Source organism: Intrasporangium sp., assembly GCF_032907665.1.
Lineage (GTDB): Bacteria > Actinomycetota > Actinomycetes > Actinomycetales > Dermatophilaceae > Intrasporangium.
This window is the reverse complement of sequence record NZ_JAJJPG010000016.1, coordinates 24843-40351: the sequence shown is the minus strand read 5'-3', so window position 1 is coordinate 40351 and position 15509 is coordinate 24843. Positions and strand designations below refer to the sequence as shown.

Here is a 15509-nt window from a genome sequence, read left to right as displayed (position 1 = left end):
CGGGTCATCGAGCAGGAGTGGGGCGAGCGGCTCATCCGGTCCTGGAACGAGGCCGACTGGTGGGGGGCACAGACGAGGGTGGGTGACCGTATCGGTGGGCTGGTCGGCGCCGCGCCGGGTCAGGTCGTCGTCACCGACTCGACCTCGGTCAACCTCTTCAAGGCGATCGTCGGTGCGGCGCGGCTCCGCCCGGGGCGCGGGGTCGTGCTCACCGACCCCGCCTCCTTCCCGACCGACCTCTACCTGGCCGAGGCCGCGGCGCGGGTCGAGGGGCTCGAGGTCCGACGGGTGCCCCCCGCCGAGGCGCCGCGAGCCATCGCGGAGCTCGGCGGCGACCTCGCTGTCGCGGCGTACTCCAGCGTCGACTACGCGACCGGCGAGCTGTGGGACCTCGAGGGCATCACCGCCGCCGCCCACGCTGTCGGCGGTCTCGCCTGCTGGGACCTGTGCCACTCCGCCGGCGCCCTCGACGTGCGACTCGACGAGGGCGGGGCCGACGTGGCGGTCGGCTGCGGCTACAAGTACCTCAACGGTGGCCCGGGGGCGCCGTCGTTCATCTACGTCGCGGCCCGTCACCAGCAGGCCTTCGACCAGCCGCTCACGGGGTGGTTCGGCCACGCGAGACCGTTCGAGATGGCCCGGGACTACGAGCCGGCGCCGGGCATCGACCGCCTGCGCGTCGGCACTCCCCCGATGCTCTCGGTCCTGGCCCTGGAGGCGGCACTCGAGGCCTTCGACGCCCTGTCGATGGCCGACGTCCGAGCCCAGTCGCTCTCGCTGACCTCCACCTTCCTCGAGTCCCTGGAAGCGATCGGCGTCCACCTCGCCGTGGCGACTCCGAGCGCGCCCGAGCGCCGTGGGTCCCAGGTCTCCTTGCGCCACCCGCAGGCCTTCGCAGTCGTCCAGGCTCTCATCGCGCGTGGTGTCATCGGCGACTACCGCGAGCCAGACATCGTGCGCCTCGGCTTCGCCCCGCTCTACGTCACGCACGTCGACGCGGTCAGGGCCGCGGCGCACGTCCGTGAGGTCCTCGAGGACCACGAGTACGAGCGAGCGGAGTTCGCGCGACGCGGCGCCGTCACGTGACCGCGCACCACGCTTCCGCTGGGTGCGTGCACCGTTGCGGTGCAGCAGCGGTGGCCGCGTGTGCTGAGGGGGTGCGGACATTGCGTTTGTCACGTTTCACGCCAGTCTGGACCGGGGGTGGAACGATGGGGCCAACGCAAGGGGAGGTAGCACATGAAGCTCGACACGTTGCTTCGGGAGTCCGAGGCGGAGATCCTCGACGAGGCGTTCGCTGACCTGCAGCGCTCACACGTGAGCCACTACGAGAAGGCAGGCGAGGCGTTCACGCGCGAGCGGCTGGCCAAGCTGTTCGACCTTGTCGTCGGAGCCATCGAGACGCGCAGCCTTGCGCCGCTGAGCGCCTATGCCGACCGGATCGCGATCGAGCGCTTCGACGCCGGCTTCGACATCTCCGAGGTGCAGATGGCCTTCAACTCGCTCGAGGAGGCCATGTGGCGGCGGGTCGTCGGCTCGGAGCCGCCGGGCGAGCTCGCCGAGGCGATCGGTCTGCTGAGCACGGTCCTTGGCTTCGGCAAGGACACGGTGGCGCGCAAGTACGTCTCGCTCGCCTCGCAGAAGCACGTCCCCTCGCTGAACCTCAAGGCGCTCTTCTCTGGCGTCGAGGAGGGCACCACCGAGGCCTGACGGCCAGCCATCTGTGGACGTATGCCGCTGGGCTGAGTCAGCCCAGCGGCATACGGCCTGCTCGTGGTTGTGCCTACCTCACCAGCCGCGCTCGGCGAGCCGGTGCGGCTGCGGGATGTCGTCGACGTTGATGCCGACCATCGCCTCGCCCAGGCCGCGCGAGACCTTGGCGATGACGTCGGGGTCGTCGTGGAAGGTCGTCGCCTTGACGATCGCCTCGGCGCGCTGTGCGGGGTTGCCGGACTTGAAGATGCCGGACCCGACGAAGACGCCCTCGGCGCCGAGCTGCATCATCATCGCCGCATCGGCCGGCGTCGCGATGCCCCCCGCCGTGAAGAGGACGACGGGCAGCTTGCCGTCACGCGCGATCTCCGCGACGAGCTCGTAGGGCGCCTGGAGCTCCTTGGCGGCGACGTAGAGCTCGTCCTCGGGCAGGTTCTGGAGGCGGCGGATCTCGGCTCGGATCTGGCGCATGTGCGTCGTCGCGTTGGAGACGTCGCCGGTGCCGGCCTCGCCCTTGGAGCGGATCATCGCGGCACCCTCGGTGATGCGGCGCAGAGCCTCCCCGAGGTTCGTCGCGCCGCACACGAAGGGCACGGTGAACCTCCACTTGTCGATGTGGTTGGCGTAGTCGGCGGGAGTGAGCACCTCCGACTCGTCGATGTAGTCGACTCCCAGGCTCTGCAGGACCTGGGCCTCGACGAAGTGGCCGATGCGGGCCTTCGCCATGACGGGGATCGACACGGCGGCGATGATGGCGTCGATCATGTCGGGGTCGCTCATCCGGGAGACGCCGCCCTGGGCGCGGATGTCGGCGGGGACGCGCTCGAGCGCCATCACCGCGACGGCGCCGGCGTCCTCGGCGATCTTGGCCTGCTCCGGGGTGACGACGTCCATGATGACGCCGCCCTTGAGCATCTCGGCCATGCCCCGCTTGACGCGGGGGGTGCCGGTGCCCGTCTGGGGCTGGGGGTGAGACTGGGTCTCGGGAGTGCTCACGATCGTCCTGCTTTCGTGCTCGGTGGTTGCCAAGAATCGTAGGCCCAACGGATCGGTCCCCTCGACCAGGATGTGCCCGCCCGGGACCCTGGCCCGGCGAGCCACGACAAATCGAGGGTCCGTCGCCTCGCGAAGGACCTCAGGAAGCCGGCTCGGGTACCGCCAGACCCGGTGGCATCGCGGCGTCGAACTCGACGGTCAGCGGCATGGGGGTGTGTCCGGCGAGCCGGAAGATGCGCACGACCCACTTGCGCCGCACTCGTCGGACATCGGTCACGGCATCGTTGTGGAAGCGCCGGGCGAGCTCGACGCGGGTGCACGCAGAACGGAGTCGTGCGAGGTGGTCGATCCCGAGCGGACCGACGTCACGGATCGCTGCACAGGTCGGCTCGGTGAGGGAGACCTGGAGGGCCTCCGTCAGGTCGTTCTCGACGAGCTCTCGGATCTCGCCGTGCTCCCCCGGGTTCTCGAGGGACTGGGCAGCGGCGTTGGCCAGGATGAGTGACGTGGCGCCGTCGAGCAGCCCGCTGTTGGCCAGCTCCAGCGAAGCCTCGGCCCGCCGGACCAGCTGCGCGTCGAGAGCCGCCAGGGTGCCGGTGAGCCGGACGTGGAGCCGGTCGAGCCGGGCCGCGGTGTAGGTGAGGTACCACGCGATGACGACGAGGACGAAGAGGATCGCGAAGATCCACGAGAGGGTTTCGCTCATCGGCCACCGCCGCGCAGGAAGCGGTTCCACCTCGTCGACGGCTCCGCCTGGGCCGCGATCCGACCCTCGATGACGGTCTCGTAGACCGCCCGGATCTGGTCGGCCACGACCGACCAGTCGAAGAGGTTGGCCCGGACCCGGCCCCGGGAGGCCAGTACGCGACGGCGCTCGGGGTCCTCGAGGAGGCCGATGAGCTCGTCGGCGAGGTCTGCGGGGTCCTCGTTGCGGAACATCGCGCCGACCGCCCCGCCGTCGAGCACCCGCGAGAACGCGGGAAGGTCGCTCGCGAGGACGCAGGCGCCCGCCGACATCGCCTCGATGAGGATGATCCCGAAGCTCTCGCCGCCCGTGTTGGGGGCCACGTAGACGTCCACCGACGCGAGGAGCGCGGCCTTCTCCTCGTCGGAGACCGCGCCGAGGAACTCCGCGGCTTGCCGCACCCGATCCGGCCATCCCGCGGTGACCTCGTTGGCATCACCGGGGCCGGCCATGAGGACGCGCAGCCCGGGCACCCGGTCGAGCACCCTCGGCAGGGCCGCGACGAGCACCGGCAGGCCCTTGCGCGGCTCGCCCATCCGCCCGAGGAAGGCGATCGTCGGCCGCTCCGGGGTGCTTGTCCACTCCGGCCTCTTGGGCGCCGAGGCGAACCGCTCGACGTAGACGCCGTTGGGGATGACCACGGCGTCGCCGCCCAAGTGCGTCGTCACCGTGCGGCGGGCATCCTCGCTCACCGCGATCCGCGCTGCGACCTTCTCGAGGGACGGGCGGACGATGGGGTAGGCGGTCTGCATCGTGCGGGACCGGATCATCGACGAGTGGAACGTCGCGACGATGGGGCCGTCGGCCGTCATGAGGGCGATGACGCTGATGCTCGGGGTCACCGGTTCGTGGAGATGGAGGACGTCGAAATGCCCTTGGTCGAGCCACTTGCCGACCCTGTTCGCCGTCACCGGTCCGAAGTTGAGGCGCGCGACCGAGCCGTTGTAGCGGACCGCCGTGGCCCGCCCCGCTGAGACGACGTAGTCGGGTAGCGCCGTCTCGCTGTCTGCGGGGGCGAGCACCGACACGTGCTCGCCCTCGCCGATGAAGTGCTCAGCGAGGTCACGGACGTGGAACTGCACTCCCCCGGGGACGTCGAACGAGTAGGGGCAGACGATGCCGATTCTCATGACGTGCCGTCCGACAGGTCCTCGACGAAAACCCTCTGGAGCATGTGCCAGCTCGACGTGTGGGCCCGGATCGCGGGCGAGAGGTGGTCAGCGCACTGCTGGATGAGGTCTCGGGCCTTGTCAGCGGTCGTCCCGGCCACCCGCGGACGAAGCTGGTCGCTGAACTGGATGACCGTCCGGTAGCCTCCGAGACTGCTTGCCTTCGGGGCCGGCTCGTAGTGGATAGAGGCGGCGAAGAGCGGGGCGCCCGTGAGCAGGGAGAGGACCGCGGGACCCTTGGCCATCCGCGCAGGGTGATCCACCAGCTCGACCTCGACGCCGTTGCTCGTCAGGTCCCGGTCGCTGGCGAGCGCGATGAGGCGCCCCCCTGCGCGGGCGGTCCGGACGAGGGCCGCGAAGGGGTCCTCCCCGCCGGTCAGCGGGATGATGTCCATCCCGATGGCGTTGCGGAAGGAGACGAACTCCTCGAACACAGCCTCGGGCTCGAGGCGCTCGGCCACAGTGGTCACGGGAGCGAGCTGACCGGCGGCCCAGGCGGCTGCGAGGTCGAAGTTGCCGAGATGGCCGACGAAGGCGATGACCGTCTCCCCCCTCGCGGTGAGACGGCGCACCTCCGCGTCGCCGTGGCAGACCACGGCCCGGTCGATCTGGTCCCGGCTCAGCGACGGGAGACGGAATGCCTCGCAGTAGTACCGCATGTATGACCGCATCCCCGCACGGACCAGCGCATCGAGAGCGGGCTCGTCGAGCTCCGGCCGGGCTCTGCGGTAGTTGGATCGGAGCCGGTCGACCCGCTTGCCACCTCGCCGCACGCTGAGGTCGGCGATCCGGTTGAACAGTCCGTAGGCGGCCGGCTCGGGCAGCGCCCGCACCGCGCGCCAGCCGAGCTTGAACCCGCCGACGGTGAGCAGGTCGGTGAGCCGGTGCGTGAGCCTGTCGGTGGGTTGGTCGTTGACGTGGTCGGTGAGTCCGGCGGCGCCGCGACCGCCGGTCAAGGGTTGACCTCCCCGGTGGCGAGTGCCTGCGAGCGCACGGTGATGATCCGCTGCAGGACCGTGACCAGACTGGCGACGGCGAGCAGCGCGAGGACGACACCGAGCAGGACGGTCGAGTCGAACAGGTCCGCGAAGAAGGCCGCGACGAGGACGGCGACGAGCCGATCGGCGCGCTCCGCGATCCCCACGGAGGCGGTGAAGCCGAGCCCTTCGGCCCGGGCCCGTGCGTACGAGACGACGCTGCCGAGGATGAGGCAGGCCAGGGCGAGCCCGGCCATGAGGCTGTTGTCCCCGCGGCCTGCGTAGAAGAGGACCAGACCGCCGAAGACGGCGGAGTCGCCGATGCGGTCGAGCGTCGAGTCGAGATAGGCGCCCCACTTGGTCGGCGCCCCGGACTGGCGCGCCATGATGCCGTCGATCGTGTCGGAGAAGACGAAGGCGGTGATGACCAGGACACCGATCCACAGCTCGCCGCGTGGGAAGAAGAAGAGCGCGCCGGCGCTGACTCCGACCGTGCCGACGACGGTCACGATGTCCGGGCTGATGCCGAGCCTGAGGAAGAGGTGGGCGATCGGACCGAGGATCTTGGTGACGCTCGCGCGGAGGAATCTGTTGAGCATGGTGGGTCCACCCTACTGACCGGACGCTCAGGTCACGGCCGACCGGGGCGGGCAGCCTGGCGATTCGCCGTCAGTCCGACGGCCATGCCGCGAGCACACGCTGGCGGGTGTCCTCCAGGAGGACGGGCAGGGCCTTCGTCTGGCCGACGATGGGCAGGAAGTTCGAGTCGCCGCCCCATCGGGGCACGACGTGCTGGTGAAGGTGGGCAGCGACACCGGCCCCGGCCACGGCGCCCTGGTTCATGCCGAGGTTGAAGCCGTGCGGGCCAGAGGCGGCTTCGAGGGCCCGGATGGCGGCCTTGGTCAAGGCGCTGAACTCCACCGTCTCCTCGTCGGTGAGGTCGACGTAGAGCGAGACGTGACGGTAGGGGCAGATCAGCAGGTGGCCCGGGTTGTAGGGGAAGAGGTTCATCACGACGTAGCAGTGCCGGCCACGGTGGACGATGAGACCGTCCTCGTCACTCTTGTCCGGGGCGACGCAGAAGGGACATCCGGAGCCGGGCGCATCGGTCGGCTTCTCACCGATGATGTAGGCCATCCGGTGCGGGGTCCACAGCCGCTGGAACCCGTCGTCGACATGGGCGAAGGTGGCGTGGTCCTCGATCCCCGACCCGTCGTCCGGGGCCGTCCTGTCGCTCCCCTGCTCCCTCATGGGCCGCATCCTATGCGGTGGCCGAGTTCGCTTCAGATGCGTGTCGGTTTGAGCATCTGGCGTCCGAACGGGTTCAATATGAGAGGCCCTGCGGTGTGTGAGACCGCAGGGCCTTGATGCGCCCGGGGCAGCCGCACTCGTCGACCCGGCTCGTCGGTGCCGACGCGGAACGGCCCCGCGGGTGTGAGAGCCGCGGGACCGGTGTCCGGTGCCTTCCACAAGGAAGGTGAAGGCCCGGGAAGTATGAGTTCCCGGGCCTTCCTCTTCCGTCACCGAAGTGAGGAAGAACTGATCCGCCGAAGCGGTTCAGTAGTTCAGTTGTAGCCCAGCGTTCACCCTTTGGCAACCCCTTCCGCGACTTTTCCTCCCGCGGCCGGCGTGTCGCCCGGACTTGTCGGCGAGTCGTCTGCTATCGACCACCGGTCCGGTCCGACAGTGCGATCGTCAGGGCCCCACCTTCAGGGCCCGACCATCAGCGAGGGCGTCGGACCGGCGGTTGCCGGGCAGAGTTCATAGGGGTCGACACATCGCGGGGTCACTGTCCGGCCACCTGGATCGGGCCGTGACCAGAGCGACTGGGGTGATTAGACCTGCGCGCGCGTCTCGATCGCCGTGAGGATCTCGGTGATCGCCTCGTCGATGGGCACGCCGTTCTTCTGTGACCCGTCGCGGAACCGGAACGACACGGCCCCTGCGGCCCGGTCGTCCTCCCCCGCGATGAGCACGTAGGGCACCTTGGACTTCGACGCGTTGCGGATCTTCTTCGGGAAGCGGTCGTCGCTCGCGTCGAGCTCCACCCGGACGCCCTTGCGGCGGAGCCGGTCGAGGACCTCCCGGAGGTAGTCGGCGTACTCGTCCGCGACGGGCACCCCGAGGACCTGGACGGGCGAGAGCCAGACCGGGAAGGCTCCGGCGTAGTGCTCGACGAGAACCCCGAGGAACCGCTCGATGGAGCCGAACTTCGCCGAGTGGATCATGACCGGCTGCTGGCGGGATCCGTCCGCGGCCTGGTACTCCAGCCCGAACCGCTCGGGCTGGTTGAAGTCGTACTGGATCGTCGACATCTGCCAGGTGCGTCCGATCGCGTCCTTGGCCTGGACGGAGATCTTGGGCCCGTAGAAGGCAGCACCCCCGGGGTCGGGAACGAGCTCGAGGCCGGACTCGGTCGCGACCTTCTCGAGGACGGCGGTGGCGACCTGCCACTGCTCCTCCGTGCCGATGAACTTGTCCTTCTTGGCGCCGGCCTCGTCGCGGGTCGACAGCTCCAGGTAGAAGTCCGTGAGCCCGAAGTCCTGGAGCAGCCCGAGGATGAAGTCGAGCAGGTGCTTGATCTCAGCCGGCGCCTGCTCCTCGGTGACGTAGGAGTGCGAGTCGTCCATGGTCAGGCCGCGCACGCGCGTCAGGCCGTGCACCACGCCGGACTTCTCGAAGCGGTACACCGAGCCGAACTCGAAGAACCGGAGCGGCAGCTCGCGGTAGGAGCGGCCACGGGACGTGAAGATGAGGTTGTGCATCGGGCAGTTCATCGCCTTGAGGCGATACTCCGCGCCCTCCATCTCCATGGGCGGGAACATCGTGTCGGCGTAGTAGGGCAGATGCCCGGACGTGTGAAACAGCCCGTCCTTGCTGATGTGAGGGGTCCCGACGTAGTCGAAACCCTCCTCGATGTGGCGGCGGCGGACGTAGTCCTCCATCTCGCGCTTGATGACCCCGCCCTTGGGGTGGAAGACGGGCAGGCCCGAGCCGAGCTCGTCCGGGAAGCTGTAGAGGTCGAGCTCCGCGCCGAGCTTGCGGTGGTCGCGACGCTCAGCCTCGGCAAGCCGGTCGAGATAGGCGCGCATGGCGTCCTTGTCGGGCCAGGCAGTGCCGTAGATCCGCTGGAGCTGTGGGTTCTGCTCGGAGCCGCGCCAGTACGCGGCGGCGACGCGCATCAGCTTGAAGGCGTTGCCGATGACCTTGGTGCTCGGGACGTGCGGACCTCGACACAGGTCGCCCCACGCGCGGGTGCCGTCGCGGCGGACGTTGTCATAGATCGTCAGCTCTCCCCCACCGACCTCGACGCTCGCGCCTTCGGCCGCCTCGCTCGCGCCGCCCTTGAGCCCGACGAGCTCGCACTTGTAGGGCTCGTGGGCGAGCTCCGTCAGGGCGGCGTCCTCGCTGACGACCCGCCGTGCGAAGGTCTGGCCCTCGTTGATGATCTTCTGCATGGCCTTCTCGAGGGCCTTGAGGTCGTCGGGGTGGAACGGCGTCGCGACGTCGAAGTCGTAGTAGAAGCCGTCTCGGATGGGCGGGCCGATCCCGAGCTTGGCGTCCGGGTTGATCGACTGGACGGCCTGGGCCAGGACGTGCGCCGTGGAGTGACGCAGGACCGCGAGCCCGTCCTCGGAGTCGATGGTCACCGGCTCGACGACGTCACCGTCCTCGAGGACATGGAACAGGTCTCTCAGCTCGCCGTTGACCCGGGCCACGACGACCCGGCCGACGTCACCTACCTGCTCGAAGAGGTCGCCGGCCGTCGTCTGCGCGTCGACCGATCGCTCGCTCCCGGCGATGGTGACGCTGATCTGTGCAGACACGGTGGACTCTCCTCGAGAAGACATGGTCGTATGCCGCTGGGCGCGGTCGCGCTCAAGGGTATCCACTGGGCGGGGTGAGCCACGAAACCGCAGGTCAGGTGCTCCCGCAGCGGCCGGGCCGAATCTCGTGATGCACCTTGCGCCGGATGTCGGTAGGTTTCGTCCGCCAACGCACAGGGAGGACGAGATCTTGGACCCGCAGACCCCGCTCGACCCGCAGCCCCCCGACCTCATGTCGAGAACGCCCGGGGTGCTGCCGCCGCCACCGGGGCAGAACGCGGCCGCAAGTCACGCAGGCAGTCCGCCCCCGCTGCACCCGATGGCTGCGTCATGGCGGAAGCCCTGGAGTCCGGCGGTGGACGTCCTCGGCCGCGTCACGGTCGGGTTGCTGGCGGCGACCATCGTGGCGCACCTGGCCAACGTCTGGTTCGACCTTCGAGGTCTCACGATGCTTGAACGCGGCGATGTCGACGGGCTGGTGGCCCTCGCGGCACGGGCGGACCTCATGCCGGCGCTCCTCGTGGCGTCCTACGTCGCAACGGCGATCGTCTTCGTCAGCTGGCTCGGGTTCGTCTGGAGGTCGGACCGTTCTGATCCGGGCCAGCAGCGGCTCCGCGGTGGCCTGGCGGTCGGTGGCTGGTTCATACCGGTGGCAAACCTCGTCCTCGGTGGCAAGGCGCTCACCCAGCTCTGGCACGGCGTGGACGCGGCGCGCGCCCGCGACCTGAGCACACCGCGTGGTCTGTTGGGCACGCCTCCGTTGATCATGCTGTGGTGGATCGGCTGGCTGCTGATGGCGCTGGCCAACGTGATCAACCGGGATGCCGACCGTCGGCTCGATGCGGCGAGTGGCGCAGACGAGGTCCTCGGGGCTGTCGAGACCTCGCTGACCGTCGATGCCTGGACGTCGGGAATCACGGCGGGGACGGGCGCCGTGCTCATCGTCGTCGTGCTCGGAGTCATGGCCATGGCCAGACGCTGATCAGACCGGGGAGCCGCCTGTCCTGCACGCAACCTTCGCGGGTCGAGACAACGTCCTGCAGGTATGGGTTCCGGGCCGATCGGCCCACCACACGAGTGGAGCCCAGCGACGGAACCAGGGGGTTACCTGACATGAACGCACTCCGCACCGCCACACTGGCGGCCTCCGCGGCGCTGCTCGCGGGCGGCGTCCTCACCGCAGCACCGGCCTCTGCCGCACCGGCGGCATCACTGACGAACACGACGGCGATCTCCGGCATCTCGTGCCGGACCACGTCGATCCACCAGATCGGCACGAAGAAGGTCGTCTGGGACAAGGGCATGGCCGCCTTCACCGTCCGGCAGTACCTCGGCTACTGCCGGGACGCCCGTGGCTGGGCCTGGATGAACTTCGCGTCCACCTACGTCTGGCAGCAGTACCACGTTCGCGGCTTCGGCTACCGGGCCCAGGTCGGCATCGCGGTCAAGGGAGAGGACGAGACCCGCGGCTACGTGATCGGACCGAACCGTCAGCGGCTGACCTGGTCCAAGCCGGTCCGCACCGTCAACCTGTGCACCCGGGGGTGGGGAAAGCTCTACCGCCTCGGCGCCGAGTCGTCGCAGGGCATGACGTCACTGCGCTGCTGAGAGCTCCTCGGTGAGCACGGCAACGCCGGCGAACCGGCCCTGGGACAGGTCGTCCAGGGCCTGGTCTGCGTCGTCGAACCCGTAGGTGGACACGGTCGACCGGATGCCCAGACGCGCGGCGAGGGCGAGCAGCTCCTCCCCGTCCTGCCGGGTGTTGGCCGTGACCGACGTGAGGGTCCGCTCCCGGAAGAGGTGCGCCTGGTAGTCCAGGACCGGGATGTCACTGACGTGGATGCCGGCGAGGGCCAGCGTGCCGCCCTGCTCGAGACCGGCAAGGGCCACGGGCACGAGGTCGCCGGCAGGGGCGAAGAGGATCGAGGCGTCGAGCGGCACCGGCGGCATCCCGTTCGCCGGCCCGGCCGAGGCCGCCCCGAGCTCGAGCGCCAGCTGTCGCGCCTCCTCGCCCCGGGTGAGGACGTGCACCTCAGCGCCTTGGGCCAGGGCGAGCTGGGCGGTCAGGTGGGCACTCGCGCCGAAGCCGTAGATGCCGAGACGCCCACCGGGCGGCACCGCCGCCCGACGCAGGGCGCGGTAGCCGATGATCCCGGCGCAGAGGAGTGGAGCAGCCTGCTCAGCGGGGAGCTCCGGTGGAATGCGGTAGGCGAAGGCCTCTGGGACCGTGGCGAAGTCGGCGTAACCGCCGTCCTCGTCCCACCCAGTGAACGTCGCCGAACGACAGAGGTTCTCTCGCCCCGACCGGCACCAGCGGCAGGAGCCGCAGGTGCCACGGAGCCACGCGATGCCGACGCGGTCGCCGACCGCCAGTCGACTCGTGGCATCGCCGAGTGCGACGACCCGCCCGACGACCTCGTGCCCCGGCACGACGTGCGGGTGGCGCTCAGGCAGGTCCCCTTCGGTGACGTGCAGGTCGGTTCGGCAGACACCGCACGTCTCGACCTGCACGAGGGCTTCCCAGGGGCCGGGCCGCGGGACCGGGCGCTCCACCCGGCGGATGCGCCCAGAGCCGCCCGCCCCCACGGTCTCCCAGGCGTGCATGATGTCGGGGACTCTGTCGCGGTCGGCCATGACGACAGCGTCGCCCGTCGGGAGGCCTCTGTCTAACCGACCCCCCGGCCTGGTTCCTGATCGAAGGACGGGGCCCGTGACAGCCCTTCCTCCTCGACGAGACGCATCGCACCCCCGATCGCGCCACCCAGGGTGCCGAGGAGGACGAAGAGGATCAGAGTCGCCTCCGCCGCGCTGCTGCTCGTCGCGCCCCACGCGCCGGCGTCCGTGGCGACGCTGCGGAGCGTGTCGCTCAGGGTGCTCGTGAAGGTGATGCCGGAACCGAGCCAGATCGTGCCCAGCCGCAGCCGGGTGAGGCGGCCCCCTCGCATGAGGCGGACCGTCGCGCCGGCCCCAGCGAGCGCAGCGAGGGCCGAGGCAGCGAAGAGCGTGCGCTGGGGGATGTTGGGGTCCGGATACGAGCCGCTGCCCTGGAGCGACCAGGACAGCTGCAGTCCGGCGAAGGCTGTCGCGGCCACGACGAAGATCCCGCCGAGGACGTTCTGCAGCGGCCGGGTCGTCCCCGCGCCGCCGGAGGCACGCCCGCCCCGCGTCGCGACGGACCAGCGATCCCGCGCGTAGAGCACGAAGCCCGGCACGAGCAGTGCTGCCTGCAGGACGAACCCGCCGTACACGAGGCCGAAGACCCACGGTGAGAGGCCGTCGTCGCGTGTGAACGGGTTGTCGCCGCCGGTCGCGAGCTGCAGCGGTGTCCCGATGACGAACCCGACAGCCACCGGAGCCAGCAGTCCGCTGGCGATCCACGCGGGAAAGGCGACGAGGAAGGCCGGGATCCGGCGGCCCCAGGGCGCCACGAAGGTGATCGCCACGAGTATCGCGACGAGGTCGAGCGCCCCGGTGACGCCGTTGGCGACCCGCGTCGTGTCGGTGAACCCGTCGATGGAGGCCCCGACGGACCATCCGGCCACCCACGCGGCCTTGAGCAGCGTGTACGGCAGGCAGACGATGACCGTGGCGACGCAGATCCAGACACGCAGCGCGTGGACCCTGTCGTCACGCGGCCGAAGGGCGCCGGGACGCCGTGCGGTCAAGGAGGGAGGAGTTGCGCTCATGCCTCCAGCATCAGGTCCACGCGCCCTCCAGGCATCGATCCATGGTCGTGGCTGCCTCGTCATTGCGGTTGAGACCGACCTCCTCCGCGATGGTGAGGTCGCGCACCGCCCTTCCGGCCCGGGGCCGGCGAGTCTGCCGGGCCGCGGGCCGGGCACTTGCCGCGGTTGGCAGCGGGCCCGGGCCCAGCGGCATACGGAATCGTTTGTCTACCAGGTGTGCTCGATGACGGCGTGCTCGATGTCACCCTTGGCGGTGGCGAGGAGCGAGAGGGTCCGCGCCGGCTCGAAGGCAGTGCGGAGGCGAACCGTCGAGGGCAGCCGCACCGGCTTGCGGAACCACACGTGGCTCGTGAGGCCGGACTCCGGAAGGGCTGGGCCCAGGGCCGCGACGACCCGTGCGTAGTGGTACATCCCGTGCGCGATCGCGGTCGGGAACCCGAGCGGCCGGGCGGTGAGGGCGTGGAGGTGGATCGGGTTCCAGTCGCCCGAGACGCGTGCGTACCTGCGACCGACGTTCTCGCCGAGCCGCCAGGTCGGGCCGGCTGGGACGTCCTGCAACGGGTCGAGGGCGGGCGGCTCCGAGGAGTCGGCGTCCGGGTGCTCCGTGCCCCTGGCGAGGTAGGTGCTGACGTCCCGCCAGACGATCTCGCCGTCGACCATCGCCTCGGAGACGAGGTCGACCTGCCGACCTCGACGGTGGGGCCGGAGGTTCTCCGCCCACACCTGTAGGTCGAAGACCTCGTCGACGGCGATCGGGCGGGTGGCCGTGATGACGTTCTCGAGGTGGACGGCTCCGGTCAGGGCGAGGGGGAACGCCTTCTCGCTCATGAGGACCATCTGGAGCGGGAAGGCGAGCAGGTGGGGGTAGGTCAGCGGCAGCGTGGTCCCCACCGTGTAGCCGCACACCCTGGCGTAGTCGACGAGGTTGTCGACGTCGGCTCGGATCCCGGCGCGGACCGCGCGAACGTCGGGCAGGGGGCCCGACGCGGCCCGGCCGGTGACCATCGCCGTCGCATAGACGCGCTTGAGGTCAGGAGCCCGCTCGAAGGTGATCTCGCGAGTCATCGGCACCCCGCTCATGCCCCGAGCCAGCTCTGGCCGCAGACCCGTAGCACCTGGCCGGTGACCGCAGCCGCCCCCGGCTGGCTCAGCCAGGCGATGGCCTCGGCGACGTCCCGGGGCAGCCCACCCTGCTGGAGGGAGTTGATCCGGCGGCCCATCTCGCGAGTGGCGAAGGGGACTCTGGCGGTCATCTCGGTCTCGATGAAGCCGGGGGCGACGGCGTTGACCGTGATGCCCCGGTCGCGCACCTGGGGCGCGAGCGCGGTGACGAGGCCGATGAGCCCGGCCTTGCTCGCGCCGTAGTTCGTCTGCCCGCGGTTCCCGGCGATGCCGGCGATGGAGGACAGGCACACGATCCGGCCGCCCTCGCCGAGCCCGCCCTGGCCGAGGATCGCTTCGTTCATCCGCAGGATGGAGCCGAGGTTGACGTCGATGACACTGTCCCACTTGGCCTCGTCGAGGTTGACGAAGAGCCTGTCGCGGGTGATCCCGGCGTTGTGCACGACGATGTCGATGCGGCCGTGGCGCTGTGTGGCGTGCTCGACGATCCGGGAGCCGGCGTCCGCTGCCGTGACGTCGAGCTGCAGGGCCGTGCCCCTCACGTCATTGGCCACCTTGGCGAGGGCCTCCCCCGCTGCCGGCATGTCCACGGCCACGACGGTCGCGCCGTCACGGGCGAGGACGGCGGCGATCTCGGCACCGATGCCTCGGGCTGCGCCCGTGACGACGGCGACCTTGCCGGCGAGCGGCCTCAGGGTCTCGTCGGTCGTGCCCGTCGTCTCGTCGACACGCACGACCTGGCCGTCGACGTAGGCAGAGCGACCGGAAAGGAAGAACTCGACGGCAGAATGCACGCCGTCCGTGGCATCCCCTTGCGCAAGAACGAGGTTGGCGGTCGCACCGAATCGCAGCTCCTTGCCGAGGGAGCGGCTGAAGCCCTCGAGGGCGCGCTGGGTGGCGACCTCGCCGACGTCACTGAGCGTCGCCGGGTCGGTGCCGACGACGACCACACGGGCATTCTTCGCCAACCGCTTCACAGCGGGGGCACCGATGCTGCGGAGCTGGGCCAGCTCACCGGGGTCGAGCGCTGCGGACAGGTCCATGACGATGGCGCCGAGGCGCTCCGTCGTGTCGTCGACGGTGGCGACCACCGTCACCCCCGCCTCCTCGAGGCGGCTGGTGAGGGACTTCTCGAAGCGGCCACCTCCTGCGACGAGCACGGGGCCCTCGACGAGTGGGTCACCAGGGGTGTGGCGGCGCAACCGTGTGGGCTGTGGCACACCCACCTTCTTGGCCACGGGGGACGTGATCAGGGTGGTGAAGAGGTCAGCCAT

15 protein-coding genes are annotated in these 15509 nt (G+C 70.1%); 4 read left to right on the top strand and 11 right to left on the bottom strand.

The window, feature by feature from the left end; all coding sequences use genetic code 11:
* Positions 1 to 1086: kynureninase (locus LOY02_RS04515; RefSeq protein ID WP_317181137.1), on the top strand; the 1086-nt coding region annotated here is incomplete at its 5' end.
* Between the two features lie 153 nt (positions 1087 to 1239).
* Positions 1240 to 1710: an RsbRD N-terminal domain-containing protein gene (locus LOY02_RS04510; RefSeq protein ID WP_317181136.1), complete on the top strand. Its 471-nt coding sequence runs from the start codon at positions 1240 to 1242 to the stop codon at positions 1708 to 1710.
* 78 nt (positions 1711 to 1788) lie between these two features.
* Here the strand turns inward: LOY02_RS04510 and pdxS are convergent, their stop codons facing one another.
* The 7 genes from pdxS to thrS all read right to left on the bottom strand — a co-directional run bounded on the left by pdxS (position 1789) and on the right by thrS (position 9427).
* On the bottom strand, positions 1789 to 2709 hold the full coding sequence (gene pdxS / locus LOY02_RS04505) for a pyridoxal 5'-phosphate synthase lyase subunit PdxS (RefSeq protein WP_317181135.1): 921 nt from the start codon (positions 2707 to 2709) through the stop codon (positions 1789 to 1791).
* Between the two features lie 139 nt (positions 2710 to 2848).
* Positions 2849 to 3415 carry a hypothetical protein gene (locus tag LOY02_RS04500; RefSeq protein ID WP_317181134.1) on the bottom strand — a complete coding sequence of 189 codons (567 nt, stop codon included), beginning with the start codon at positions 3413 to 3415 and terminating at the stop codon, positions 2849 to 2851.
* Entirely contained in the window at positions 3412 to 4584 is a 1173-nt protein-coding gene (locus tag LOY02_RS04495; protein ID WP_317181133.1) for a glycosyltransferase family 4 protein, read from the bottom strand. The genes LOY02_RS04500 and LOY02_RS04495 overlap by 4 nt, the downstream gene beginning before the upstream one ends.
* A complete protein-coding gene (locus LOY02_RS04490) occupies positions 4581 to 5579 on the bottom strand; it encodes a phosphatidylinositol mannoside acyltransferase (RefSeq protein ID WP_317181132.1) in 999 nt (332 codons plus the stop codon). The genes LOY02_RS04495 and LOY02_RS04490 overlap by 4 nt, the downstream gene beginning before the upstream one ends.
* Positions 5576 to 6199: a phosphatidylinositol phosphate synthase gene (gene pgsA / locus LOY02_RS04485; RefSeq protein ID WP_317181131.1), complete on the bottom strand. Its 624-nt coding sequence runs from the start codon at positions 6197 to 6199 to the stop codon at positions 5576 to 5578. The genes LOY02_RS04490 and pgsA overlap by 4 nt, the downstream gene beginning before the upstream one ends.
* Positions 6200 to 6269: 70 nt before the next feature.
* Complete coding sequence (locus LOY02_RS04480) at positions 6270 to 6851, bottom strand: HIT domain-containing protein (RefSeq protein WP_317181130.1); 582 nt, start codon at positions 6849 to 6851, stop codon at positions 6270 to 6272.
* A gap of 584 nt (positions 6852 to 7435) precedes the next feature.
* Positions 7436 to 9427: a threonine--tRNA ligase gene (thrS, locus tag LOY02_RS04475; protein WP_317181129.1), complete on the bottom strand. Its 1992-nt coding sequence runs from the start codon at positions 9425 to 9427 to the stop codon at positions 7436 to 7438.
* Positions 9428 to 9617: 190 nt separating this feature from the next.
* On the opposite strand from thrS, the gene LOY02_RS04470 reads away from it, so the two are divergent.
* Together LOY02_RS04470 and LOY02_RS04465 are read left to right on the top strand one after the other, a co-directional pair.
* Entirely contained in the window at positions 9618 to 10409 is a 792-nt protein-coding gene (locus LOY02_RS04470; protein ID WP_317181128.1) for a DUF4328 domain-containing protein, read from the top strand.
* 131 nt (positions 10410 to 10540) lie between these two features.
* Positions 10541 to 11035: a hypothetical protein gene (locus LOY02_RS04465; protein WP_317181127.1), complete on the top strand. Its 495-nt coding sequence runs from the start codon at positions 10541 to 10543 to the stop codon at positions 11033 to 11035.
* On the opposite strand, the gene LOY02_RS04460 is transcribed toward LOY02_RS04465, so the two are convergent.
* The 4 genes from LOY02_RS04460 to LOY02_RS04445 all read right to left on the bottom strand — a co-directional run bounded on the left by LOY02_RS04460 (position 11021) and on the right by LOY02_RS04445 (position 15509).
* Positions 11021 to 12061: a zinc-dependent alcohol dehydrogenase family protein gene (locus LOY02_RS04460; RefSeq protein ID WP_317181126.1), complete on the bottom strand. Its 1041-nt coding sequence runs from the start codon at positions 12059 to 12061 to the stop codon at positions 11021 to 11023. The genes LOY02_RS04465 and LOY02_RS04460 overlap by 15 nt on opposite strands.
* A gap of 32 nt (positions 12062 to 12093) precedes the next feature.
* On the bottom strand, positions 12094 to 13113 hold the full coding sequence (locus LOY02_RS04455) for a hypothetical protein (protein ID WP_317181125.1): 1020 nt from the start codon (positions 13111 to 13113) through the stop codon (positions 12094 to 12096).
* 207 nt (positions 13114 to 13320) lie between these two features.
* Positions 13321 to 14193 (bottom strand): MaoC/PaaZ C-terminal domain-containing protein, encoded by an 873-nt coding sequence (locus LOY02_RS04450; RefSeq protein WP_317181124.1) that lies wholly within the window; start codon positions 14191 to 14193, stop codon positions 13321 to 13323.
* A complete protein-coding gene (locus tag LOY02_RS04445; protein ID WP_317181123.1) occupies positions 14190 to 15509 on the bottom strand; it encodes a 3-oxoacyl-ACP reductase in 1320 nt (439 codons plus the stop codon). Before LOY02_RS04445 ends, LOY02_RS04450 begins: the two co-directional genes overlap by 4 nt.

Bases quoted from the DNA above. Each gene is read 5' to 3' on its own strand.
- LOY02_RS04510 (WP_317181136.1), top strand. From the start codon at position 1,240: ATGAAGCTCGACACGTTGCTTCGGGAGTCCGAGGCGGAGATCCTCGAC.
- pgsA (WP_317181131.1), bottom strand. From the start codon at position 6,199: ATGCTCAACAGATTCCTCCGCGCGAGCGTCACCAAGATCCTCGGTCCG.
- LOY02_RS04460 (WP_317181126.1), bottom strand. From the start codon at position 12,061: ATGGCCGACCGCGACAGAGTCCCCGACATCATGCACGCCTGGGAGACC.
- LOY02_RS04450 (WP_317181124.1), bottom strand. From the start codon at position 14,193: ATGAGCGGGGTGCCGATGACTCGCGAGATCACCTTCGAGCGGGCTCCT.
- LOY02_RS04445 (WP_317181123.1), bottom strand. From the start codon at position 15,509: ATGGCTGACCTCTTCACCACCCTGATCACGTCCCCCGTGGCCAAGAAG.
- LOY02_RS04500 (WP_317181134.1), bottom strand. From the start codon at position 3,415: ATGAGCGAAACCCTCTCGTGGATCTTCGCGATCCTCTTCGTCCTCGTC.
- LOY02_RS04465 (WP_317181127.1), top strand. From the start codon at position 10,541: ATGAACGCACTCCGCACCGCCACACTGGCGGCCTCCGCGGCGCTGCTC.
- LOY02_RS04495 (WP_317181133.1), bottom strand. From the start codon at position 4,584: ATGAGAATCGGCATCGTCTGCCCCTACTCGTTCGACGTCCCCGGGGGA.
- LOY02_RS04455 (WP_317181125.1), bottom strand. From the start codon at position 13,113: ATGAGCGCAACTCCTCCCTCCTTGACCGCACGGCGTCCCGGCGCCCTT.
- LOY02_RS04480 (WP_317181130.1), bottom strand. From the start codon at position 6,851: ATGAGGGAGCAGGGGAGCGACAGGACGGCCCCGGACGACGGGTCGGGG.